Source organism: Psychrobacter sp. M9-54-1 (assembly GCF_016613355.1).
Lineage (GTDB): Bacteria > Pseudomonadota > Gammaproteobacteria > Pseudomonadales > Moraxellaceae > Psychrobacter > Psychrobacter faecalis.
The window spans coordinates 1-25,747 of the sequence record NZ_JADGFW010000017.1; the positions used below are offsets into that span (position 1 = coordinate 1).

General features: G+C 43.7%; 17 protein-coding genes. 11 read left to right on the forward strand and 6 right to left on the reverse strand.

The window, feature by feature from the left end; all coding sequences use genetic code 11:
• Positions 1 to 397 precede the first annotated feature (397 nt).
• Complete coding sequence (locus IQ457_RS07440; RefSeq protein ID WP_200662676.1) at positions 398 to 2,206, forward strand: AAA family ATPase; 1,809 nt, start codon at positions 398 to 400, stop codon at positions 2,204 to 2,206.
• A 183-nt stretch (positions 2,207 to 2,389) separates the two neighbouring features.
• Here IQ457_RS07440 and IQ457_RS07445 read toward each other — a convergent pair whose 3' ends face one another.
• Positions 2,390 to 3,283, reverse strand: a complete 894-nt coding sequence (locus IQ457_RS07445) for a pirin family protein (protein WP_200662677.1) — start codon at positions 3,281 to 3,283, stop codon at positions 2,390 to 2,392.
• 144 nt (positions 3,284 to 3,427) lie between these two features.
• On the reverse strand, positions 3,428 to 3,688 hold the full coding sequence (locus IQ457_RS07450; protein ID WP_200662678.1) for a DUF1289 domain-containing protein: 261 nt from the start codon (positions 3,686 to 3,688) through the stop codon (positions 3,428 to 3,430).
• Positions 3,689 to 3,885: 197 nt separating this feature from the next.
• On the opposite strand from IQ457_RS07450, the gene IQ457_RS07455 reads away from it, so the two are divergent.
• From IQ457_RS07455 to IQ457_RS07465, 3 genes are all read left to right on the forward strand, one after another.
• Entirely contained in the window at positions 3,886 to 4,551 is a 666-nt protein-coding gene (locus IQ457_RS07455) for a YqiA/YcfP family alpha/beta fold hydrolase (RefSeq protein WP_200662679.1), read from the forward strand.
• Between the two features lie 110 nt (positions 4,552 to 4,661).
• The gene (gene parE, locus IQ457_RS07460; RefSeq protein ID WP_102077426.1) at positions 4,662 to 6,545 is read left to right on the forward strand and encodes a DNA topoisomerase IV subunit B; all 1,884 of its coding nucleotides are present in this window, start codon (positions 4,662 to 4,664) and stop codon (positions 6,543 to 6,545) included.
• 155 nt (positions 6,546 to 6,700) lie between these two features.
• Positions 6,701 to 7,396, forward strand: a complete 696-nt coding sequence (locus IQ457_RS07465; RefSeq protein WP_200662680.1) for a lysophospholipid acyltransferase family protein — start codon at positions 6,701 to 6,703, stop codon at positions 7,394 to 7,396.
• Positions 7,397 to 7,517: 121 nt separating this feature from the next.
• On the opposite strand, the gene IQ457_RS07470 is transcribed toward IQ457_RS07465, so the two are convergent.
• Positions 7,518 to 8,300, reverse strand: coding sequence for an SDR family NAD(P)-dependent oxidoreductase (locus IQ457_RS07470; RefSeq protein ID WP_200662681.1), 783 nt, complete (start codon positions 8,298 to 8,300; stop codon positions 7,518 to 7,520).
• Positions 8,301 to 8,546: 246 nt separating this feature from the next.
• Here IQ457_RS07470 and IQ457_RS07475 point away from each other — a divergent pair, with 246 nt between their 5' ends.
• Positions 8,547 to 9,827 (forward strand): hypothetical protein, encoded by a 1,281-nt coding sequence (locus IQ457_RS07475; protein WP_200662682.1) that lies wholly within the window; start codon positions 8,547 to 8,549, stop codon positions 9,825 to 9,827.
• Between the two features lie 257 nt (positions 9,828 to 10,084).
• On the opposite strand, the gene IQ457_RS07480 is transcribed toward IQ457_RS07475, so the two are convergent.
• A complete protein-coding gene (locus IQ457_RS07480) occupies positions 10,085 to 11,866 on the reverse strand; it encodes a mechanosensitive ion channel (protein ID WP_200662683.1) in 1,782 nt (593 codons plus the stop codon).
• A gap of 416 nt (positions 11,867 to 12,282) precedes the next feature.
• On the opposite strand from IQ457_RS07480, the gene IQ457_RS07485 reads away from it, so the two are divergent.
• The gene (locus tag IQ457_RS07485; RefSeq protein WP_200662684.1) at positions 12,283 to 13,014 is read left to right on the forward strand and encodes an FKBP-type peptidyl-prolyl cis-trans isomerase; all 732 of its coding nucleotides are present in this window, start codon (positions 12,283 to 12,285) and stop codon (positions 13,012 to 13,014) included.
• Between the two features lie 168 nt (positions 13,015 to 13,182).
• Here the strand turns inward: IQ457_RS07485 and argA are convergent, their stop codons facing one another.
• Positions 13,183 to 14,505, reverse strand: a complete 1,323-nt coding sequence (gene argA, locus IQ457_RS07490) for an amino-acid N-acetyltransferase (protein ID WP_200662685.1) — start codon at positions 14,503 to 14,505, stop codon at positions 13,183 to 13,185.
• Between the two features lie 329 nt (positions 14,506 to 14,834).
• Between argA and IQ457_RS07495 the strand changes: the two genes are divergently transcribed.
• Complete coding sequence (locus IQ457_RS07495; RefSeq protein ID WP_144298015.1) at positions 14,835 to 15,422, forward strand: hypothetical protein; 588 nt, start codon at positions 14,835 to 14,837, stop codon at positions 15,420 to 15,422.
• A 143-nt stretch (positions 15,423 to 15,565) separates the two neighbouring features.
• Here the strand turns inward: IQ457_RS07495 and IQ457_RS07500 are convergent, their stop codons facing one another.
• Complete coding sequence (locus IQ457_RS07500) at positions 15,566 to 16,615, reverse strand: patatin-like phospholipase family protein (protein WP_200662686.1); 1,050 nt, start codon at positions 16,613 to 16,615, stop codon at positions 15,566 to 15,568.
• Positions 16,616 to 16,833: 218 nt separating this feature from the next.
• Between IQ457_RS07500 and recG the strand changes: the two genes are divergently transcribed.
• The 4 genes from recG (at position 16,834) to IQ457_RS07520 (ending at position 25,511) form a co-directional block, all read left to right on the forward strand.
• A complete protein-coding gene (gene recG / locus IQ457_RS07505; RefSeq protein WP_242465385.1) occupies positions 16,834 to 19,149 on the forward strand; it encodes an ATP-dependent DNA helicase RecG in 2,316 nt (771 codons plus the stop codon).
• A gap of 449 nt (positions 19,150 to 19,598) precedes the next feature.
• Positions 19,599 to 20,693, forward strand: a complete 1,095-nt coding sequence (locus IQ457_RS07510; RefSeq protein ID WP_200662687.1) for an OmpW/AlkL family protein — start codon at positions 19,599 to 19,601, stop codon at positions 20,691 to 20,693.
• 361 nt (positions 20,694 to 21,054) lie between these two features.
• The gene (locus tag IQ457_RS07515; RefSeq protein WP_200662688.1) at positions 21,055 to 22,416 is read left to right on the forward strand and encodes an efflux RND transporter periplasmic adaptor subunit; all 1,362 of its coding nucleotides are present in this window, start codon (positions 21,055 to 21,057) and stop codon (positions 22,414 to 22,416) included.
• Positions 22,413 to 25,511, forward strand: coding sequence for an efflux RND transporter permease subunit (locus tag IQ457_RS07520; protein ID WP_200662689.1), 3,099 nt, complete (start codon positions 22,413 to 22,415; stop codon positions 25,509 to 25,511). Before IQ457_RS07515 ends, IQ457_RS07520 begins: the two co-directional genes overlap by 4 nt.
• Positions 25,512 to 25,747 lie beyond the last annotated feature (236 nt).

Sequence of the window (25,747 nt, forward strand, 5' to 3'; positions counted from 1 at the left end):
ATGTGAGAGTAGGTCATCGTCAGCTCTCTATTCTAAGAAGAGTCATCCTTAACCGGGTGGCTCTTTTTTTTATTCTAATTTCTTTGTGACCTACTATGCAGAAAATCCCCCCTAAGGGATTTTCTCTTGCGCTCGGGTCAAAGCACTGCTTTGACTATTTCCTCGCTCAGGTCATCGTCAGCTCTCTATTTCTAAAAAACCCCCTTTGATAACGCAGAGGGGGCTTTTTTTTATGCTTGGTTTTTAGTTTTATAATTTATATATATTATGCTAATTTGATTCTCACAAATTGTTAGTTAGCTAAAGTTAAGTTGACTCTTGTATTTTATGCTATAAAGTATAAGTTATGGATAGACTTTACATATACAAATGATTGAATAATATAGAGTGAGATTTCATGCTATTTAAAACAATTCAAATCGATAATATCGGTCCTATATTAAATTTATCAGTTGAACTACCTAAAAAAAATGGTAAACCTAAGCCTTTAGTTATAGTAGGTGAAAACGGTTCAGGTAAAAGTATACTTCTATCCCATCTAGTTAATTCACTAATACTTGCAAAGCAAGAAGTTTATACAGATGTTGAAGTTGATAAAGGGAAGCTCTTTAAATATAGGAGCCCAAACTATATCAAGTCTGGGTATTACTATTCATTTTCAGAGGTAGAATTTGAACAGAAAGAAAAAGTGCAAGAATGGCAACTTCTTCTTTCAAGAGGTGATTTTGAAGAAACTTTAGGGTTTACACCTCTAAACCAAGATTGGAATTTGATACCTATTGAAGAAGGTTCACACTTAGAAGTATCCTTTATAAATAACTCTTCGAAAATTAAAAATATCTTTGAATCTCAGTGTTGTCTTTATTTCCCAGTTAATCGATTTGAAGAACCAGCATGGCTAAATCTAGAAAACCTTCGATCAAAAGCAAATTATAGCGATTTAAAAAGAATCTCAGGCTATTCAAACAGAGATATCATATGTACTTCACCACTTAAAAATAATATTAATTGGTTGCTTGATATAATTTTTGATAGTCAAGCATTTGAAATGTACTTTGAAGATACTAATTTTCTTCCCATAGGGACGAATGGTTCTACAATACCTGTTTTTAAAGGATTTAAAGGTAGAAGCTCAAATATTTATGAAGCTGTATTAGAAGTAATACGTTTAATACTAAACGTTCAAGACAATATTCGCTTAGGGGCAGGAACAAGACATAATCGACAAATTTCTGTTATGAAGAATGACAAAGTTTGGGTACCAAACTTATTTCAGCTTTCTACTGGTGAGGTTCAGCTGATAAACTTATTTATCTCAATTATTAGAGACTATGATCTTTCTAATGGAGAATTCAATAGTCTGAATGATGTGAAAGGAATAGTTATTATAGATGAAATAGATGCTCATCTTCACGTAACTCACCAAAAAAATGTTTTACCTAAATTGATTAAGTCTCTCCCTAATATTCAGTTTATTATTACCTCGCATGCTCCGCTTTTTCTTATTGGTATGGAGTCAGAGTTTGGTGAGGATGGATTTGAAATTTTGAATATGCCAAATGGTGAAAAGCTCTTAGCTAGCGATTTTTCAGAATTTGTAGCTGCTTATGATGCTTTTAAAGTAACAACTATTCATAGACAAGAGATATCCAGCGAAATTCAGCAATCTACCAAACCTATTGTTTTTGTTGAAGGCGATTATGATATCAAATATTTAAATAAAGCTGCACACTTGCTTGATAAGAACTCTATCTTAGAACGTATCCAATTGAAAGACGGAGATGGATTTGGTAATTTAGACAAGATATGGAAGAGTTATAATAACTCTATGTCAGAAGTAGTACCCAATAAAATAATACTCCTTTATGATTGTGATACTAGGAAGCAAGAGGCTCATAAAAACTTAATTTACAAGCGTGTGATACCTCCTATTCAAGATAACCCTATACAAATAGGAATAGAAAACCTATTTCCTGAACATACCATCAACAGAGTCGAAAGAGAAAAGCCTCAGTACATCGATATAACTCAAGCATCGTCAACTAGAATTCGAGGAGAACAGATAGCAATTCCTGAATCACGAGCAGTTAATAAAGATGAGAAAGGGAATATGTGCAATTGGCTTTGTGAATATGGGACTGCTGATGATTTTCTAAATTTTGAAACTGCATTCGATATTATAGAAGAAGTACTTGCAAACTCCTAAAACAGGTTGCTGCTAACGCATGATTTACTCCTGCATATATAGATAACAGTATCCGAGGAAAGTGAATAAGTCGTAGTTTAATAGAGATTAAACCCTTACTTTCTCTTACCAAAAAAAGCCCATATTAGCGAACTAATACGGGCTTTAACATTCAATAGAGTAGTTAACAAACTAGTCTAACCACTAAGCACCTTCACCAAATTTACCACTTTGGAAGTCAGTAACTGCTTGCATGATTTCTTGCTGACTGTTCATGACAAAGGGACCGTATTGCACAATCGGTTCGCGTAGTGGGCGACCAGTGATTAAGATTACTTTGGTATCCTCACTACTATCGGCTGTGATTGTAACACCATCGGTATCTTTATCATTTTTCAAGATAGCCATATTTTTAGTCGGTACGGTTTCGCCTTCGATTTCTACTTTACCACGATAGACAAAGGCAAACGCATTGTGATCGGCTGGAATCGCTTGGCTAAAGCTCGCTCCTGCTGGGAGATGAATATCCAAATAAGTCGGCTCAGTAATGTCGCGGGTGACTGCACCTTCTACGTCGTGTGATGTACCCGCAATGACCGTAACGTTTACGCCATCTTCAGTTGTGTATTTAGGCAAGTCCTCACTTTGGAAGTCTTTATACCAAGGGTCATTCATTTTATCTTTGGCAGGTAGATTAAGCCACAGCTGAAAGCCTTCCATCGCGCCGTCTTCTTGTTCCGGTAGCTCTGAATGAATAACACCGCTAGCCGCCGTCATCCACTGCACGCCGCCGTTTTGTAATAACCCTTCATTACCCGCGCTATCACGATGGCGCATACGGCCTGTAATCATATAAGTAATGGTTTCAAAGCCGCGATGCGGGTGATTGGGGAAACCGGCAACATAGTGGTCTGGATTATCGCTTTTAAAGTTGTCTAACATCAAATACGGGTCAAGACGCTCTTGTAGCTGCTGGGTCAGTACCCGTGTCAGCTTAACCCCAGCACCGTCTTGGGTATCTACGCCAGCGTAAAGGTGTTCAATTTGGCGCGAGTTTTTCACTGTGTCTTTTATATCAGGCGTGACAGTATGATTCATTATATTATCCTTAAAAAGCATTTGATTTATCAATATTCATTTACTTATATATAGTGATAATAAAATAAATTTCAATAGGATACTATGTAGTTTTTTTACATTACTACCTTGTAATATTAAGTATATATTAACCTTTCATTTTTGTTAAAATAATCTTCCTGGCTCTATTGACTCATCAAAATCAAAGCCCAATTGCTCGCCTTTACGCTGTCGTAGCTGCTCGATACGTTGCCTACGCCCTGCTATAAGCCTTAGTACTTCGCGGCGCTGTTCGGTCGTCATCTCATGCCATAGCTGGCGCTCAGGACGGCTACGCAGGCAGCCAAAGCAGTAGCCCTTTTTATTGCTTTGGCAAACACCAATGCATGGATTGGCAATCTCGAACAGTTCAAACTGCTGATTCATGGCGGCTCCATCGCTATTACGTTATTCCTTTAACTTGCCCGATTGCTTGTCTCGTCTCACCGTAAATACTAGTATGGCGCAAATAGCGAATAATACTGTGCCATTTTATCGTTACTGTTTTTGTGGCGTCAGTGCTATGCTAAGTTTTGCACCGCCCTATATAGCAATCATAACAAAACCAATCAGTGAGATTCTACGTGAATATTATTTATATCCATGGCTTAGACAGTGATGCCAACTCAACAAAAGGCAGATTATTGGAGGATTATTGCCAAAAGTATCATCCCGATATCAAGGTATTACGACCAGATTTGAACAAGACCCCTGAGCAAGTTTTTAAGCAAATACTCTCGTTAATTGAACGTTTAGACGGTCAAAATAAAAAGGCGCAAGATAAGCCAAATAAATTTTTTCCTACCGTACTGGTCGGTAGCTCCTTAGGCGGTTATTTTTCTACGGTGGTTAGCAATCATACCGGTTACCCAGCGCTATTATTAAATCCCAGCATCCAGCCGCATATTACTTTGCAGCGGTTTGCCAAAGATTTTGCGCTAAAAAACAATATCAAAGACGAGGATTTGGGCAAGCAGGTTATTCATTCGACAGCGGGCGGTTGGAATATTACTCAAACAGATTTGCAATGGTTTGCAGCGCACCAACTATCAACCGTTAATTATCCTAATAAAATTGCTGTCCTCATCAAAGAAGGTGACGAGCTGCTCAATCCTGAACTGTCTAAACAGTTTTATCAAACACAAGGCGCAAGCGTAACGATGCAAGTGGGCGGCGATCATCGCTTTAGTGACTTCAATGAGCAATTACCTACGATAATTGAGATGTTGCAGAAACTCGTATGGATTTAAATAGACGACATTATCTGACGTAAGCAAATGAGTATTGACCTTAAGGCTACTATTTTTCGTTATAATGGGTTAATAGAATTAATCGTACATGAATAATTAAGGATGCATTTGTGAGTCAATATAATGCGCAATCGTTAGAAGTTTTAGAAGGGCTGGAGCCTGTCCGTCGTCGTCCTGGAATGTATACCGACACCACGCGCCCCAATCATTTAGCCCAAGAGGTCATTGATAACTCAGTCGACGAAGCGTTGGCGGGCTATGCAAAGACCATCAAGGTACAGCTGCATAGTGATGGCTCGCTATCGGTCGAAGATGATGGCCGCGGTATGCCAACTGATATACATCCTGAATTTGGCCAATCAGGGATTGAGCTGATTTTGACCCGTCTACATGCGGGTGGTAAGTTTTCAACTTCCAACTATGAGGTATCGGGTGGTCTGCATGGTGTGGGTATCTCTGTCGTTAACGCACTTTCAACGCGAGTTGAAGTAACGGTTTGGCGCGATAGTACGCAGTTCGAGATGGCCTTTGAGAATGGCGCAGCGGTGACCTCTTTAACCGAAACAGTAAGCCCCAATAAACGTAAGCGTGGCACTAGAGTTAAGTTTTGGGCCGATGGTAGTTTTTTTGATACGCCAAAGTTTAATGTTAAGCAGCTGAAACACAATCTAAAAGCCAAAGCGGTATTAGCCGCTGGTCTGACGATTGAGTTTGTCGATGATATCAATAATGAAAAAGTGGTTTGGCAATTTACCGATGGGGTGGTTGAGTATCTAAACGAGCAGCTAGATGGTTTAGAAACCTTACCAGAAGCACCATTTTATTATAATCATGAAGCAAAAGCTGGTGAGCGTGCGGCTATCACCTTTGCTTTGTCTTGGTTGCCGGATGGTGGCACGCCGATTCAAGAAAGCTATGTCAATCTTATCCCAACCGCGCAGGGCGGTACGCATGTTAATGGCTTACGTACCGGTATTTTAGAGGCCCTACGTGAGTTTTGCGATATTCATAATCTACTGCCTCGTAATGTTAAATTAACGGCCGAAGATGTCTGGGACGGCGTCAATTATATCTTGTCGCTGAAGTTTTCTGAACCGCAGTTTTCTGGTCAAACCAAAGAGCGGCTTTCTAGTCGTGAAGCGGCGGGCGCGGTGCAAACATTGGCAAAAGATGCTTTTAGTTTGTGGCTCAATCAACATGCCGAGATGGGCACACAGATTGCAGAATTGGCGATTAATAAAGCGGGTCGCCGCCTAAAATCAGCCAAAAAAGTGGCGCGTAAAAAAATCACTCAAGGGCCAGCACTACCTGGTAAATTAGCGGACTGCCGCGGTGATTTACGGGATGGCGCAGAGCTGTTTTTGGTCGAAGGGGACTCGGCAGGCGGTAGTGCCAAGCAAGCGCGCGACCGTCATTATCAAGCGATATTGCCATTGCGCGGTAAGATTTTAAATACGTGGGAAGTGTCGTCAGATACGGTATTATCAAGCCAAGAGATTCATGATATTGCCATTGCCATTGGGGTTGATCCAGCGTCGGATGATTTATCTGAGCTGCGCTATGACAAGATATGTATTTTGGCAGATGCTGACTCTGATGGTCTCCATATTGCCACGCTTATTTGTGCCCTGTTTGTTAAGCATTTTCCCGCTTTAGTCGATGCAGGTCATTTATTTGTCGCGATGCCGCCGCTGTACCGCGTTGATGTCGGTAAAGAAGTACATTATGCGTTAGACGAATCTGAGCTTGAGCACATATTGGCCAATGTACCGGGCAATAAAAAAGCCCAAATTACGCGCTTTAAAGGTTTGGGTGAAATGAGTGCCGAACAGCTGCGCGAGACCACCATGAACCGCGATACCCGCCGATTGGTACAGCTAGATATGGACGATATGATATTGACCAATAGTGTCATGGATATGCTGCTCGCTAAAAAACGCGCGTCTGATCGTAAGTCATGGCTTGAGCATAAAGGTAATTTAGCAGTTATCTGATATCAGCAGTGCGTGATGTATCGATATTACTTTTCACTCACTATATATAAGTAGATAAAAAACTAAGCTGGCAGGCGGTAAAAATCTATAAAATTCAATGTAGTAGCAGACGCTTAATGGTATTATAGAGGTATCTTTTACTATATGGTGCCGTCATGACATCAAAATTTTTTAAGCGTTCTAAAGCGGCTGCTTCTAAACCTACGCGCTCAAAAGTACTACCAAGTTTGAGCAAAAAGCAGTTAGGTGATTTAGTACCAAAACGTGGTAATAAGTTTGCGCCAAAAATTGGCTCGGCATTGTTAAAAGCAGCAGGTTGGCGTACCGTTGGCGAGATTCCAAATATCCCGCAGGCGGTGGTTTTGGCGCTGCCGCATACCTCCAACGTCGATGGTATTTATGCGATACCAAGCTTATTTGCTCTAGATTTAAAAATTAGCATCATGGGTAAGCATACGCTGTTTAAAGTGCCGGTGTTTGCACAGCTGTTAAAGTGGATTGGCGTCATTCCTATTGACCGTGGTAATAAAGGTTCGGTGCTGCAGGCGAGTATTGATAAATTTAAAACTGGCAAACCGCTATTTTTAGGCTTAGCGCCAGAAGGTACACGCCAATATACCAAAGACTGGAAGACTGGCTTTTATTATTTGGCATTAGGTGCCGGCGTGCCGATTTTACCCGTAGCGATGGACTATAAAACCAAAGAAATACGCTTTATGTCGCTCGTCTATCCGACAGGAGATATCGACGTCGATTTGCCAAAAATATATGCGCAGTATCGCGGCGTTGTACCGCGTTATCCTGAGCGATTATCGCAACCGCTACAGGATATCAATCATTTAGCTGAGTAACGCTTTTGTGATTTTTAATAACGATTGCAACCAAAAGCCTCTGATAGCCCAACTATCAGAGGCTTTTTTAATGTTAAACATTTAAGTTTGCTATTAAGTGGTTCTAGTAGGTGATTGGCTACTAAAAATGTGGTTGTCCATTAGAGGCACTGATTCCACCATCAACGGGCAAATTAACACCGGTAATCATAGCGGCGTTGTCACTGGCTAAAAAAGTAATGGTAGCGGCGATATCTTCTGGTTTCGCCATCCGCTTAAGTGGGCAGCGGTCTAAGAATTTATCAGTTTTGCTGTCGTTATCTTGAATAGCGGTGGTCATCTCGGTTGCCGTTACGCTTGGATTGACGGCGTTGACACGTACGCCATCGGCACCGTGGTCTAGCGCGAGCGTACGCGTTAGGTTGCTGATACCGGCTTTGGCCGCATTATAAGCCGCCATATTCCAATCGCCACCGACGCCAGAAAGCGACGAGACATTGACTATATTGCCTTTACTTGCAATCAAATGCGGCATGGCAGCCTGACAGACATAAAAAGTGCCATTTAAATTGACATCAATCGCCAATTTCCAATCTTCAGAAGACAGCTCAGTAATTTTGCCTTGCATGGCTTTGCCGGCATTGTTTACCAAGACATCAATTTTGCCAAATTTATCGACGACTCTTTTCATCATTTCTTGTACTTGAGCCTCTACGCTGATATCACAGACGATGGTCAAAAAATTGTCGGTATGAATCCAAGTGCGATCTTGTGGGAACGCTTTTGCTGTTTCCTCTAGGGTGGCAGCGGTGCGTCCAACTAACACCACATTGGCGCCTTCTTGAGCAAAACGAATGGCGGTTGCGCGGCCGATACCTGAACCTGCGCCTGTGACGATGACGGTTTTTTCTTTAAAGCGTTTCATGATGTTCAGTCCTTGTTATTATACGAGTGTTATTATATAAATAAAAATATTAAGCAAGCCCACAAGTGCTGTGGCAATTGATAGCTCAGCAACCGAGGCGTAAACGTGCTAGCTTTTGTGTCATCATAACAACTCACTGCGATGAATGCGACTAGGTATAATGGCGTTTATGTTGTTTAAGTTGTCGTCAAAAGTTATGACAGGGTGTAAATTGCCATATTTATTTTATAAGAAAAGGTTGCGGCTGTGTCCAATTTGACTAGGGTGAGGTCTGATAAAAGCTATCTTGGCGATGAGTTGGCTTGTTACCTGCAATCTGAGGTATCGACGCTTGTATTGCCTGATTTGCAAGCGCTTGCGACTGGCTATAACGGCCAATATAAGGCGCAAAAATTTGACTATCAATTGCCACTAGGTAGGTTGCAACTAATAGAGTTGGTGGTCTATTTGCCTAAGGATATTGTCGCAGGACATATTGAAAACGTACGTAAAACGGCTATTGAATCGATTTCGGCATGGCGCAACGACTATTTAACTAGGTACAAAGATAAGATAGAAGCGACGACCTATGCTGCGGTTTTTGATATTCAATTTAGAAACATTTATCAGAATACAAAAGAACGTTTACAGCATGAGTTTAGAGACGGTTTAAGTTCAGAAATACATGCAAGCGAACCGCCATTGCAGCTGTTTGGCTGGCATGATTGGCAATTGATATTAAGGGCGCTACATACGCCATGCGAGCTATGGCGTTTTTTACAATATCGTTTAGAGCAGACGCAATACAGTGCTAGTAGCCATGTATCTAATCTTAAAACTGAAGAGTTGATGATTAATGGTTTCCTAAATGACCCTGCCGTATTTGCGCAAGCTATCGCTATAGACAACGCGCTGATTAAATATAAGATGCAAGATAAGCCAAATTCCGCCTTGATTGCGATGGCACTAGCGCAAAAAAGTCAGAGTACCACCAGCCAAATGTATCAACAACGTATGGCGCAAGCGGCTGTGTTATGGTCGCAAATGATTAGCCAAATGTTAAAGCGGTATAGCGATAATGGGCAAAAAAAGAATAAGCAAGATTTCTCGGCAATAAATCTTGCTTATTGGCAGCAGCAAATACTCGATGAGTCTTTATTTTCACGGCATGAGCTGATTCGTACCTTGTATCGCCATCCCAAACAACAACAGCAATTACGAGAACAAGGCTATGTCGTCCATCATCATTCTTATGAGTCTTTAGGTCGGCATTATATGCTGATATTTTATGGGCAAGATGTCAAAGGGCAACATAGTAAACAAACCATACAGCCAAACCTTGCGAAAATCGCTTTGGATGTGGCCACGCGCTTACCGATAGCGGAGCTGCATCACGTGATTGTACTCGGTATAGATTTCATTGATGAGGCGAATGAGACCTTTATCGATATTGATTTATGGATACAGCCAGTTGCTGCCATGAGCCAACGCGAGCGCCAGCTGACCAAACAAATACAGCAGCTGCAACAGCAAAATCTAAACCGATAGTGGGAGCAGAACCAAACATAAAATGCGCTTTGTTCTAGCTATAGTTAAAATATCCTAAAAACGCTAAGGTATTGCTGATATCAATTTTTTGTAGCCTCTGTCTGCGCAGGCACAGCAAGCAAGAAAAATTAATATCAGCAGTGAATGATGTATCGATATTGCTTTTCACTCACCATACCTCGTTAGAAATATTTATAAACGCGTATAAAAAAAGACAGCCTAGGCTGTCTTTTTTGTACTTAAAATATAATCACTGCTTATTTATTATTGGTATCGTCGTATAAACCGCTACCAGGCAAGATGTTATTGTTAGCAATATCATCATCAGTGATACTACCGTCATTAACGTTGTTGTTTACACCTGCATTGTTTACACTAGGATTGTTTACGTTAGTATTGGCAGTGTTGTTGATGTCAGAAGTATTGATAGTGTCCGTATTCACTCGTGTTGTATCAACGATATCGGTATGAATATCAGGAGTTGATGTAGTCGCAGGCTTAGCCGTTGGCGTATTCTCACGTACTGACGCGGCAACTTTATCTTGCGTCGATGAGTTTGGCGTCAGAGCAGATTTCGCTTTTGCTTCGTCACGTTCTCTGTCCATCTTATCTTGCATTTTACGGAGGAAGCGAGCAGCTGCTTCTTGACCGCCAAGACCAAATGATAGGGCAAATGCAACCGCAACCGCACCTAAGGTTAGACCGAATGCTAAGTTAACGATAGAATCAGCGATACCCATCGCTTTTAGACCCATCGCCAATACTAGGCCCATGATTAAGACACGTACAATGTTTGCTAAGAACTGCGAACCTTGTTCAGAGCGCTCAACGACCCCAGCGATGATATTGGCAAGCCAAAAACCAATAAACAGAATGATTGCGCCCAAAATAATATTGGCACCAAAAGCAATAAACATAGCGATGATGGCTGAGATAGGCTCGAAACCTAATAGATCAGCGGCGGCAATCGCAGCAAATAGCATGGCAAAGAAGATAATTGCATAACTGACAAGATCAGAAATCTTCTTATCACCCATGGTTTCTTGCAGACCAACTTTCGCAGGTAATTGGTTGATTTGAGTATTTTCGATCAAACCTTTGATGATGTTAGCGACCATACGTACTACATAGAAGGTCACGATTAAAATCGCTGCTGCCATAAATATATTTGGCAACGCTTCCATGATTTTGTTCAACATATTGGTTGCAGGGCGCGCAATCACATCGATTTTTAGCGCATTTAAAGCGGCAATAATCGTTGGGATGATAACCACTAAAAACGCTAATGAACCTGCGATATTAGGCAAGCTGTTTTGTTCGCTTAGACCTGCTTTTGATGCAAGCTTCTGTACATCGAAAGTAGAAACTAAGTTGGTCACAATGCCGCGTACGACTTTGGCGATGATATAACCCACCACAAAGACCACACCAGCAATAAGAATATTAGGAATAAAGCTAAAGATTTTATCAACCATATTGGTCAATGGCGCAAATAAACCATCAAGCTCTAACTGACCAAGTACCATGGTCAATACAACCAACAGGATGAACCAGTAAACCATATCAGCAATGGTGCTGCTCATTGGTTTTACGCCAGCTTTAGCACTTAAACGCTCATCCATCGAGGTTTTTGCTAATGCTGCGTTAATGGCAGTACGCGCAACGGTCGCAATGACCCAACCAATCACACCAACAGCAATCGCGGCGATAAGGTTTGGAATAAAGGTCAAGACTTGATTGACCATGTTGGCAAATGGGGTCGAAATAGAGTTTAGATTAAGTTGATTTAAAGCGCCTGAAATAGCGATGATGAAAATAAACCAAAAGACGATTTTTGAGATAATGCCTTCTAAATCGTAGCTTTTACCGGTTGAAGAATTCATGCGTTGGTTAAGATTTACTTTTGACAACACACCACGCACAAGGGCAGCGATACCCAGTGCCACAAGCCAACCAATGATAAAAATTAAAATAGCGCCGATGATGGAACCAATAGGGCCACCCAGATAACCGTTGAACGATGTATACATTGGATTCATCCTGTCCTCCTTTAATGATCATGCACCCGTGGTCCAACAATCTTTGCTATATAATATAAGCCTGATTATTGGTAGCGAATACATACCTAATTATTAATATTTTTAATTGATATTATTCAAGAAGCGTTTTTTATAAGACCCTAACTAACATTCTGTGCAGATTGTTAACAAAATCTACGTTCTGTTACTTCTTACCTTAACCAATTTAGCTTAGCTGATGTAATGCAGTATTTAAAGACAGAAAGCTTAACGGCTTACTATAGTTGTGTGATAAGTTGTTAATTTGGCGGCGAATATTAACATAGACTGTACATTTGACCGATAATTTCAAGGGAATCGTAGCTCCTAAAACTAAGATTTGCTATGATAGAAGAATGTGACATCTCGCCACTATCCCTACAATTTGAGAGTATTCTATGAAAAAAATTACTACCTTAAGCATTAGTGCCCTTGCTAGTGCGATGTTATTGGTTACCGGCTGTAACGCTAGTAATGGTAATAAAGAAAGCGCCAGCAAAAGCGTTTCAGTGACCGAAAAAAGCCCAGCCAATGAAAAAGTGGGTTATAGCTTGGGTTATATGATGGCAGAAGGTAATAAAGAAGCGGTTGGCGATCTGAATCTTGATACCTTTGAAAAAGGCTTTCGTGATGGCTATGAAGGTAAAGAATCAGCATTGACGCAAGAACAAATGCAAGAAGTATTGATGACTTATCAAAAAGAACAAGAAGAGAAATTCGTCAAAGAAATGGAAGGTAAAGCTGAAGATAACAAAACCAAAGGTGCGGCATTCTTAGCAGAAAATGGTAAAAAAGAAGGCGTGAAAACCACCGCTTCTGGCTTACAATATAAAGTATTGACGGCGGGTACTGGCAAGTCGCCAAAAGCGACTGACGTGGTCGAAGTCAACTACGAAGGCAAATTGCTTGATGGTACGGTATTTGATAGCTCGTATGAGCGCGGTGAGCCAATTGAATTCCCACTTAACCAAGTCATCGCTGGCTGGACAGAAGGTCTACAGTTGATGAAAGAGGGCGGTAAGTACGAGTTTTATATTCCATCTGACATCGCTTATGGCGAAGCGGGTAACGCAGGTATCGAGCCTAATAGCACGCTTATCTTTACTGTTGAGCTATTAAAAGTAAAATAAGGCGTTAGCAGATTTTTCACCCTTTGAATTTAAAGCGGTTAAAGACAATAAAAAAGCCCTCATCATATATGAGGGCTTTTTCATGCGAGGTAGTTAAAGGTTATCAATTGGTTAATGAATGAAGGGCTAGCTAACCAATTAACTCGCGGCTTATAAAGTTATTTTGAATTATAAAGTCTTTTGGAACACTTTAGAATTACGACCATTATTATATTTTTCACGGCGCGCCTCCGGTAAAGCAGCAGCATCAACTTCCGCAAAACCTTGCTCGACAAACCAATGTGCAGTACGAGTGGTTAAGACAAATAATTTGTGCAAACCATGGCTACGCGCTTGTTGCTCCAAAAACGCCAGCAGGTCAGCACCGCGGTTGCCACTACGATATTCAGGATGAACCGCCACACAAGCGACTTCGGCTGAATCTGCATCCAGTGGATAAAGCGCGGCACAACCCAAAATCATACCATCACGCTCAATGACGCTATAGTGGTCAATTTCTTGTTCTAAGCGCTCGCGCGAGCGGCTTACCAAAATACCTTGTTGTTCTAGCGGGGTTAGTAGTTCAAGCAGTCCAACCACATCGTCGATATCAGCACGGCGAATCTCTTCATACGGGTCATGACTGATCAAGGTGCCAGAACCATCACGGGTAAATAGCTCTTCGAGAAGCGCGCCATCTTTGGCATAAGAGATGATATGGGTGCGATGCACGCCTTGACGGCAGGCATTGCTAGCACAGCTTAAGAAGTAATTAATCTCACAATTTAAATCACGATCGCGTAAAAAGCGGTCGACTTCATTTGGAATCATCTCACGCAACAAGCGGTCGTCATGATTGATGCCGGCTTCTTCGCCTAAGAATATCAGCTTATCAGCACCGAGCGCCACAGCCGCACTAAGCGCTACATCTTCCGCCAATAAGTTGAAAACTTCACCCGTTGCTGAATAACCCATCGAGCCTAAAATCACAATATGGTCATGTAACAGGTTATTTTTAATGGCTTCGACATCGATTGAGCGCACCTCACCAGTCATCTGATAATCAACGCCGTCACGTATTCCATAAGGCCGGGCGGTGACAAAGTTGCCCGAAACCGCGTCAATACGCGAGCCGTACATGGGTGAGTTTGCTAAGCCCATCGACAGTTGGGCTTCGATTTGCAAACGAATTGCACCAACCGCTTGTAAGATAGCGGGCATAGCAACGCGCGGGGTCACGCGAATATCTTTATGTAAGGGAGAAGTAATCTGCGCATCTTTGAGGTTTTTTTCGATTTGTGGTCGCGCGCCGTGTACCAGTACCAGTTTGATACCCAAGCTATGCAATAAAGCAAAGTCATGAATCAAGGTACTAAAATTGGGATGATTGACCGCCTCACCGCCAAACATAATCACGAAAGTCTTACCGCGATGGGTATTAATGTAAGGGGCAGAGTTGCGGAACCAGTGTACGTATTCAGGATTAATTTGTGGCATGGCGCTAGTAGTCATAATGGGTGCAATAGTTGTTAGAATAAGAAAAAGAGCGTGACAGCAAAAGCGTGTCGCTAATGAATTACCATAGCAAAAAACACCGTTATGAGCTATCTTTTATTTTAGCCACTTTAATGAATCTTGGTAGCAAATAGATGATATACACAACCTCAACACGGGATTGGTGTACCGTCAAACACTTTTTGTTATGCTAAGCGCTATTGCTTTAGCACCAGCTTACGCAGATAATTGATAAAAATAACCATGTTGTTGACCGATGCTTTATTAACAAATTGTTTTACCGCTATACTGTTTTACCGATACATTAACTAGGGATAATGAATGTCATGAAGAAAAGTAACCATTTTGCAAACCCATTCAGTGCGTGGAGCGGCCACCGCTTATTTCATGTTGTCGCTGGTACGCTCGTTGGCGTGATGGCAGTGACGCAGGCTTCAGCAATGTTGCCAACGCCAGAGCAAGCCGTTGATAATTCAGTGGCAATCCAGTCGAATGCCAACCCAGTCAGCACTTCAACGGCGCAAGCGGTCAATAGTAAAATCACCGCCTCATTGATTAGTGTTGATGCAAATGGTCAGGAAGTACTGGTTCCAGTCAATGCCAATACGCGCCTGCAGTCAGGGAATGTCTTAGAATATCAAGGCTACTTTACCAATACCAATGCTGATCGCGTACGTAAAATGACCGTCACTATGAGTATTCCTGAGCAAGTAGAATTGCTACGTGCCGTTTCTCCTGACTTCCCTTATGGTAGTGCTGACGGCAACACCTTTGCCCGTATGCCATTACGCGGTAAGGTTGATAATCAATTGCAAGAAATTCCGTTAAAATACTATAAAGCGGTACGTTGGGATTTAGAAGGCGTTGGTTTGAATGATACCGTCGTGGTTAAATATCGTGCACGCGTTAAATAAGTCTGTTTTTTGATATTTATCTAATGCCTGCCGAATCGAAAAGCACCACAGTCTAAGGTCTAGGCTGTGGTGCTTTTTTTATAAACAACTTACTAACTCAGATTTGGTAAAATGGCTTTTACCAGCTGAAGGTGCTTTTGAAATTAAAGCGTGGCATATTTACTTGGCAGCTTTTCTACAAGACCTTTTTCTTGCTGGGCTTTGTCTTTTATAAGCTGTTTAATGGCAGCAATCTGCGGGGTGGTGGCTTGCATACCAGCTGTCATTAGCGCGCGTCGTTGGCTGGTATCTAGCGAGCTAATATGACCGATATCGGGGATAATAATAATATCAGCGCGCTCACGTTCACGGCGCATTGCTGTCGAACGCTTGGTGCTTGCTTGGCTAACACTCGTAACATTGGTTGCGTTAGAAAAATTGGTGACAATATTGCTTTCAAGAAAACCCCAAAAACTACTTAATGAATTGATAGTCGGTATCTTATTATTAGCAGGACTATTAGCATTCGCCGCTGTCACATCAACGGCGATGATAATATCGGCCCCTAAATCACGGGCGGTGTCGACTGGTACTAAGCTGATCACGCCACCATCGACATATTTTTTACCAATCTTTTCAGGAATGCGCGGCGCGATAAAAATATTGGGTACGCTGCAAGATGCTTGCACCGCAAGTCCGGCATCGCCACTGCTAAAAACGGCCTTTTTTAGCGTGTGTTTTTCGGCAGCGACGGCGGCAAAAGATATTGGAAAATTTTCTATAGCACGTCCGCCAACTTTTGCATTAATAAAGTTTTTAAGCTTAATGCCTTCGATAAAGCCTTGATTGGATAAGGTGAAGTCTGTCAATTCGCTATCAGAAGTATTTAACGCCATTTGTTCAAGCTGTTTGGCGTTATAACCACTGGCATATAAGCTGCCAATCAGACTGCCAATACTGGTGCCGATCACTAGCGTTGGCGTGATACCGTTTTCTTCTAAGGCTTTAATCACGCCAATATGGGCAAAGCCCTTGGCACCGCCGCCGCCTAAGACTAATGCGACCTTTGGCTGCTTGTTTAAAGGTGCGACGGTTTCAATAACTGGCGGCAAACTTTGGCAAGCACTAATAAACACGCCCAATATGCCAAGCATACTAAATCGCAGCAAGCGTGCTAAATGACGATAGCCATTATAATGAGTAGATAAAAACATACGCGAAAATCACCATAGAGCAATAAAGAGGTATACGATAAGCCATTCATCAGTCGCTTACTGAGAAATCAGCTAGACGCCATATCGTTAAATAGCTTAGCATAGGCAAGTCGCTTGTCAGTTATAATCATCTTGATTAAATATTTTATAGAGGTTGATGATTATAGCTTTTATAAGACCAAATATACGTTAAATCATAACCATCATTAGGATTATTGATGCCAACATCGGTTAGCCGCACTCCTACCTTGAACTCAGCAGACGCTATAAGGCCTGAGATGCCCGTTTCCGCGCTTGATATGCCGGTGACGGCACTGGCGGGCGTGGGGCCAAAAGTGGCGGAGCAGTTGTCCCAGTTAGGTATCGAGCGCATTTTTGATTTGCTGTTGCATCTACCGCGTGATTATGAAGATCGTAGCCGATTGGTATCGATAGCTGATGTGGCGCATGGGCAAGCCGCTTTGATTACTGGGCGGGTGGTGCATGTCGATACCAAGCGCAGTGGTATGACCGTGGTGGTCGATGATGATACTGGCACGATATCGCTGCGTTTTTTTAAGGTCTATCGTGGCCTTGCGCAAACGATGAGTATTGGCACGCAGCTACAATTATTTGGCGAAGTAAAGGTCAGTCGTTACGGTAAGCAGATACATCATCCTGAATATCAAGTGATCAGTAGCAATGAAGCCATCGTCAATACAGGGTTACAGCCGATTTATCCAAGCGTGAAAGGCTTACATCAAAATAAGCTGCGCACGCTCATTAAGCTTGCGCTGCAAACGGTGCGCACCCAAGGTCTACCCATGACCTTGTTTACGCCTGCCGACTTTGGGGTGGTTGCGGATTTACCGTTAGCGCCTTTTGAGCCTGCTAAATTGGCAATGGCAGAAGATGATTTTCCAGACGATATATTCTCAACCCTTGCGCGTCGTGTGCCTGACAATTCAATAAGCAATATTGGCAACACAACTGCAGTTAATGACATGGCTAATCAAAACGTTTATAACCTAACGATATTTGAAGCCTTGGTATTGCTGCATACGCCGCCGACTTATACCGATGCAGGACGACAATATCAGCTGCTTACGCAACTAAGCGCCCGCACTCATGCTGCCTGTCAGCGTTTAATCATTGAAGAATTAACCGCGCATCAACTGAGCCTATTATACCGCCGTCAGCAATTGCAACAGCATAAAGCGCCCAAATGTACGATGAATAGCCCGCTTGCCGATAAGCTATTTGCCGCATTGCCGTTTGATTTAACTGGCGCGCAGCAACGCGTCATGAAAGACATCACGGCAGATATGGCGACTTCTATTCCGATGCTCCGACTGGTACAAGGAGATGTTGGCGCAGGCAAAACCTTGGTTGCCGCAGGAGCGGCGGGCTATGCGCTCGATAGTGGCTGGCAAGTGGCGGTCATGGCACCAACAGAAATCTTAGCAGAACAGCATTTGGTCAATTTTAAAAACTGGTTTGAGCCGTTAGGGGTCGGCGTTGGTTGGCTGGCTGGTAAACAAACCGCCAAGCAGCGCCGTGAAGCGTTAGAAGCGGTGGCAGAAAATACGGTACAAATAGTAGTTGGTACGCATGCCTTATTTCAAGAGCAGGTGCAATTTGCTAAATTGGGCTTGGTCATTATTGATGAACAGCACCGCTTTGGCGTTGAGCAGCGTATGGCCCTGACCAATAAGGGCGTGGCCAATAGCACGCCGCATCAGCTCATTATGACGGCAACCCCGATTCCGCGTACGCTGGCGATGAGCGTTTATGGCGATATGGACACCTCTATCATTGATGAGCTACCTCCGGGGCGTACGCCAATTACCACGGTGACGATTGACCGTAACCGTCGCGACGAAGTGATTGAGCGTATTGCGGTGAATTGTGAAGCGGGTAGACAGGCGTATTGGGTTTGCTCATTGGTAGAAGAATCAAGCGTGCTTGATGCGCAAGCAGCAGAAGCCACTTATGAAGATTTAAATGAGCGCTTAGATATTCGCATTGGCTTGGTACATGGCAAAATGAAGTCTGCTGACAAGCAAGCCATCATGCAAGAGTTTAAAGCGGGCAACTTAGATTTATTGATTGCGACAACAGTCATCGAAGTTGGGGTTGATGTACCTAATGCCTCACTCATGGTGATTGAGAATGCTGAACGTTTGGGATTATCGCAACTACATCAGTTGCGCGGGCGGGTTGGGCGTGGTTCGACCAAAAGCTTCTGCGTACTGTTATACCAAAAGCCGCTGTCGGAGACGGGTACGGAGCGCTTAAATGTGCTGCGTGACAGTACCGACGGTTTTGTGATTGCGCAAAAAGACTTAGAGCTACGCGGCCCCGGTGAGCTGTTGGGCAAACGTCAAACCGGTAACGTCGGCTATTATTTGGCCGACCTTATCCGCGATGAGCAACTATTTGCCATTGCGCAGCGCCTAGCGAAACATCTTATCTCTGACCCAACACGTAAAGCGGACGTCAGCCAACTTATCCATCGCTGGATGCCAGAAGCCAGTCGGTATACCAATGCTTAATAATTAACGCTTGCTTAGTAACTGAGCCAATTCTCTGTCATCAACTCTCCTAAAAAAGCCATTATTTTGTTAAAGATAATGGCTTTTTTTTATGGGCTTTATAAGTTATTTATTAGGCTTAATTAACACTCTATTTTTATTTTCATCAACTAATATTGACTCGGCTGTTCTCTAAACTTTCTTGATATGACGATTGAGGTATGGCAGTTTACGGCAGTGAAGCGTAACTATGCGCTTTATCTCTTTACTAGAATTCTGCTGTAGATGTATTTTTTGGTGAAAATAAACCTCTAAAAACAGCACATTTCTAGTCGTTTTACCGATTCTAACAGGACGTTAGGATAGGAGTTTGATTGGCTTAATTTTGCCAGCTTTGTCTGATTTGCTTCGTCATTACTGTGCCATTCATGCTTTTAATTAACGGCCTGAATTTTTTACAAGGATGTATCATGAACAAGATGTTAACCCTCGCTTGCGCTATCGCCGCACCATTATTATTCAGCCAATCCGCTGTTGCCGAGTTTGATTATTTCAAAACCGATGGTAGTTTCAAACGCTTTTCTGTTTCGGCTGGTTGGTTGCACGCTTCTCCGCAAGGCAAAGCCAATCCAATGCAAACTACAACCGCTGCCAAAGATGGTACGGTTGCCGATAATGGCAGTGTAAAAGTAAAAACGGTGCGAGAGGTATTGGTGAAAGATCAAGACCGTTTCGGCTTCATAGATGGCACATTAAAGGGTTTAGGAGCGGAAACGGATTTGTCCGACGTTACGATATTAGGTGACGTTTCTGGTACGACCAAAATTAATGGCTTAGAGAGTTGGACCAGTGCTGGTACTGGACTTGAGGCCGATGATGTCGATACGTTTGGTCTGTTATTTAACTATTATATGAATGATCATTGGTCGATTGAGATCAAAGCGGGCATACCGCCCAAAGTCGATATTTTAGGGCAAGGGCAAGTATATGCACCGCTCTCGGGCAAAGTCAGTCCTAGCGGTATTGCAGGCGGATTATTGGGCGATTTTGATATTTCCAAAAATATTCCCATTACTGATTTAACCCAAGGCGGCGGGGTATCTTCAAGCGCTCGCGCGTGGCTGCCAGCAGCTGGGGTGCAATATCAATTTGGCAAATCTGGGGTCAATAAATTTCGCCCCTATGTCGGCGCAGGGGTGATGTATGCTTATTTTAATGATATCGAGCTCAATGACGGTATTCGTAACGATTTAGAAATGGCTGGTCATCAAATCCAAAATATTAAGGATGGGAAAGCGGGCGCTGCATTAGAAAATGTAAAATCGGGTCAGGGCATGAGCGTAGATGTTGAAGCAGACAGCGCCTTTGCACCTATCGTGACGCTTGGCGCGACTTATGACTTTAATGACAAATGGTTTGGCGTTGGCTCTGTATCCTATGCAAAACTCGATAGTGATACGACCATCACCGTTCAAAACGATAGTGGTGAAGAGTTGATTCGAGCGAAAACCAACCTTGATATCGATCCGTATATTACCTATCTTGGCGTTGGCTATCGTTTTTAATAAACGAGTTAAGAAACATTAAGTTAGTAGCATCTTGATAAATATAGCGCACATTCTTAGGGATGTGCGTTGTGCTTTTTAAAAGTTAAAAAAGAAGTTTGATTTAGACAAATTTATCAAGCAGTCGTTTTACTTAGTTATCATTTTTATCCGCTTCGCTTTGCCAGTTTTACGCCCATCCTACTATTAATAGAAGCAGACTTACGAAGCTAAAACACGATATATAAAAATAAGATGATGACTTAATATATGTTATCCTCAATAAATTTATAGACTATTGTAATCATAAATAGCCCCTTTTTTAGCTATAATTTTCTAACTTTATACCCTTTCTAATTGCCTGTATTGACAGAGAGTTATCATGAGCGATGTTGAAGACAACAAGCTGCCAGTTGAGTCTGAGCTACCACCTTACCGCCAAGCGGACGCACGTGCGCCCAAATCATCATCGAAATATCCTTGGTGGTTATTGCCAGTATTAGCCGTAGTCCTTGTGATTGGGGTTTTGGTCGGTAAGTATTGGGGCGGCGATAAAGATGCGAGTGTTGATTCACCAGCGGCTAACAAGGCACAAAGCGCAAATGCCGACCCAAAAGAGAGTAGCAATCAACAGGCAGTGCTTTCGGTCGAAACGGTGATGCCAAGCCAAGACAGTATTGGCAATACCTTAAGCGCTGACGGCACCATCAGTGCCAAAGATGTTGCCAATGTCAGCCCTAAAGTAAATGGTGTGGCTATCGAGCAGGTGTTGGTTGAAGAAGGCGATCGGGTCAAAGCGGGGCAAGTCCTGGCGATATTTGATACCGATGCTATGCAGCAGCAAGTCTTGCAGGCGGAAGCCGATGTTGCCGAAGCCGAAGCAACGCTTGCCAATGCAACTGCCGATGCCGCTCGTGTCCTACCGCTGATTGAGATTGATGCCATTAGTAGGCAAGAAGCGGATCGCTATCGTACCTCAAAGCTACAGGCAGAGGCGGCCTTGCAAGCGTCGAAAGCGCGTCTTAGTACCCAACGCTTGAGTGTGAAAAACGCCAACGTGGTTGCGCCGGTCAGCGGTGTCATCAGTGAAAAAATGGCGGAAGTCGGTATGGTTGCTGGTGGTGAGCCATTATTTACCATTATTAAAGGCGGTATTTTAGAGTGGCGTGCTGATATCGATCCTAAGCTGCTAGGCGAAGTGAGTGTCGGTACGCCAGTGCGCGTCAGCTTGCCAGCCGGCGATTCGGTTATGGGTAAGGTTAATCGTATTGCGCCAACGGCTGATGATAATCGCCAAATCACCATTTATGCTAGCCTTGCGCCAAACTCAAAAGTACGCGCGGGCATGTACCAAACGGGCGAGTTTTTATTGGGTAGTACCAGCGCGCAAACGGTGCCCAATAGCGCTATCGTCAGTAATGACGGTTATGATTACGTGATGCTAGTGACCAATATTAAGAGCCAAGACGGTCAAAACATTGGCCGTATCAAGCAACAACGCGTGAGTTTGGGTGAGCGCTTTGGTGACAATGTGGCACTAACGAAGCCACTATCAGCAGACAGCCAACTGGTAAAGCAGGGCGGTAGCTTTTTAAATGATGGCGACTTGGTACGTATCGTTGATGGTTTAAATACCGCCAATGATAAATCAGGCAGCCAAACTGGAAAAGTTGCAAACACTGCAAACACTGCAAACACTGCAAACACTGCAAGTACGAGCACAGCCACGCAGGCACGCTCATGAGTTTAAATGTCTCCGCTTACTCGATTAGAAATCCTTTAGTTGCCATCTTACTGTTTGTGCTGCTGACCTTGGGCGGCATCTACGGTTTTATGCAAATGAAGGTGCAGCAATTCCCTGATATTGACCTGCCAGCGGTGGTAGTCACCGTCACTTTGCCGGGTGCCGCGCCATCGCAGCTCGAAAACGACATTGCCAAAAAGATAGAAAATAAGCTCACCAGTATTGAGGGCGTTAAGCATATTCGTACCACCCTACAAACGGGTGCCGCGACCATGGTCACCGAGTTTGTCCTAGAAAAAGACATACAAGAAGCAGTCGACGATGTACGTTCGGCGGTCGGTGAGGTACGTGGCGATTTGCCAGCTGCGGCCAATGATCCAATCATTACCAAAGTCTCAACGGCCGGGTTTCCCGTCGTCACTTACTCTGTTGCCTCTGACAATATGAACGTCGAGGACTTATCTTGGTTCGTCGATGATACGGTCACCAAGCGTTTATCCGATATTCCAGGGGTCAGTACCGTTAGCCGCATCGGTGGTTTGCAACGTGAAATCACCGTTGCCGCCGACCCAATTGCGTTGAGCGGTTTGAAATATCCTATCGCCCAGTTATCAGAACAAATCACCGGTATTCAACAAGACAGCTCAGGCGGTGAAGCGGAAGTAGGCAAGACCACCCAGACCATTCGGGTACTTGGTGCGGTTGAACGTGCCAGTGATTTAAACAATTTACAAGTCGCGGTGCCGACGGGTGGTACGCAAGCGCTTGGACGTATGGCGCAAATCACCGATGGCGCTGCTGACCCAAGCTCGATTGCTAAGCTTGATGGGCAAACAGTGGTGGCATTTAATATCACCCGTTCGCGCGGTGCCAGTGAGGTTGAAGTGATGGAGCTGGTTGACGCCGAGCTTGCCAAGCTGTCAGCCGATGTCGGCAATATCGATATTGAAAAAGTCTATGATCGTGCTACGCCAATCGCTGAGGATTATCAAGCGTCGTTACGCATGCTAATAGAAGGCGGTTTACTTGCAGTCGTCGTGGTGTTTTTATTTTTACGCAATATCCGCGCGACCTTTGTGGCAGCCGTGGCGTTGCCGTTGTCGGTTATTCCTACTTTTTTAGGGATGTACTTATTTGGCTTTAGCTTAAATATTATTTCCTTATTAGCATTGTCATTGGTCATCGGGGTCTTGGTCGATGATGCGATTGTAGAAGTTGAAAACATTATCCGTCATTTACGCATGGGCAAGACGCCTTATGAAGCGGCGATGGAAGCAGCTGATGAGATTGGTTTAGCCGTTGTCGCGACTACTTTTACCCTAATTGCGGTGTTTTTACCGACAGCTTTTATGGGCGGGATTGTTGGGCAGTTTTTCCGCCAATTTGGTTGGACTGCCGCCTTATCGATATTTGCGTCGTTAATGGTCGCGCGCCTAATCACCCCGATGATGGCTGCTTATATATTGCGCCCAGAAAAAAAACACGTTGAAAAACAAAGCGCGCTCATGGATTGGTATCTAAAAGTGGTCTCATGGACGCTGCATCATCGCTGGCTGACGATGGGGGCGACGCTAATATTATTTGTAGCATCACTTGCTTTGGTGAAATTACTACCAACGTCCTTTATTCCTGATAATGATATTGACCAAACGCGGGTTGAGATTGAGCTAACCCCAGATGTGGCGCTAGAAGATACCGAACGTGTGGCGGCGATGGCTAGTGAGCGTATATTGGCCATGCCTGATGTGACCCATATTTTTACCTCGGTAGGCGAAGCGCAAGCGGCAATGGAGGCCAGCTCAGGCGGCAAAGCTGAAAATATCGCAGGCTTAGATATTGTACTGGCTCCGCGCGCAGAGCGTGCCTCTAAGCAAGAGATTGAACGGCAAATAAGCAGCATGCTCTCAGAAGTACCCGGCGCACGCTTTACCGTTGGTTTATCGAGTGGCGGTGAGACCGGTTATAATTTTTCTTTGACCAGTACCGACCCGCGCTTGCTCGAACAAACCGCTCAGCAAATAATGGCAGAGATTCGCGCGTTACCTAGTGCTGGTGCTGTCACTAGTGATCGCAGTCTACCGCGCCAAGAGCTGACGGTGACACCAGACAGACTAGCGATGGCGGATAAAGGCGTGACCACGCAAGATATCGCCACCACCTTACGTGTGGCGACTGTTGGTGACTATGAGCAGCGGTTATCTAAGCTCAATCTCGATACACGCCAGATTCCTATCGTAGTGCGCCTACCAGATGTTGCCAAACAAAACGTCAGCCAATTAGAAGGCTTATATGTGCCAAGCGCCTTACCGCCGGGCCAAGGCGTGCGAGTAGGTGAGGTTGCATCGTTAAACTTTGGTACCGGACCTGCACAAATCAGCCGCCTTGATCGTGAGCGGGCGATTAGTATCACCGTGCAGCCTGCTAATGGTGAGCTTGGCGACTTGGTGCAAGCGGTAAAGGCCATACCCAGTATGCAGCAACTGCCAGCTTCTATTACTATTATCGATCAAGGACAAGCTGAAAACATGGCCGAGTTATTTAGCGGCTTTGTGATTGCGATGTCGGTCGGTGTGGTCTGTATCTTAGGTGTACTGATTTTATTATTTGGGCGGATATTGCAGCCATTTACCATTTTGATGGCTCTACCGTTGTCTATCGGTGGCGCTTTTGTCGGCTTAGTGATTACCAAAAGTAGTCTGTCGATGCCATCGATGATTGGTTTTATCATGCTGATGGGCATCGCCACCAAAAACTCTATCTTGTTGGTCGATTACGCATTGATTGCTCAGCGCCGAGGTTTGGCGCGTTTTGATGCCATTATCGATTCTTGTCGTAAGCGTGCGCGGCCAATTATTATGACCACCATTGCGATGGGCGCTGGCATGTTGCCATTGGTCTTTGGTTGGGGAGATGCCGATCCTACCTTCCGTCGTCCGATGGCTGCCGCGGTATTGGGTGGTTTGGCCACCTCAACCCTATTAAGCCTCGTAGTCATTCCCGTGGTTTATACCTTGATGGACGACTTATCAGGGTGGTTTGGCAAATGGTTGATACCGCATGGTAAAGAGAAGGAAAGCGTCGTTATTGGAAAATAATTTGTACTAGTAAAGCTTTTGGGTCAATTACAAAGGAAGGGGTTGATCTAAGGTTTTGTATCCTGTTAATCATAAGGACTAGGATTACTATCGACTTTCCAGAATATTGCCAAAACTTAAGGCATAGCCCAAATTAAAGCCATGCTGACTACAACATATCTAGAAACCTAACCGCAAGCATGGCTGTTAATATAAAAATTAGAGCGCTCACGCATAATGCCTGCCAGAGAAATTTT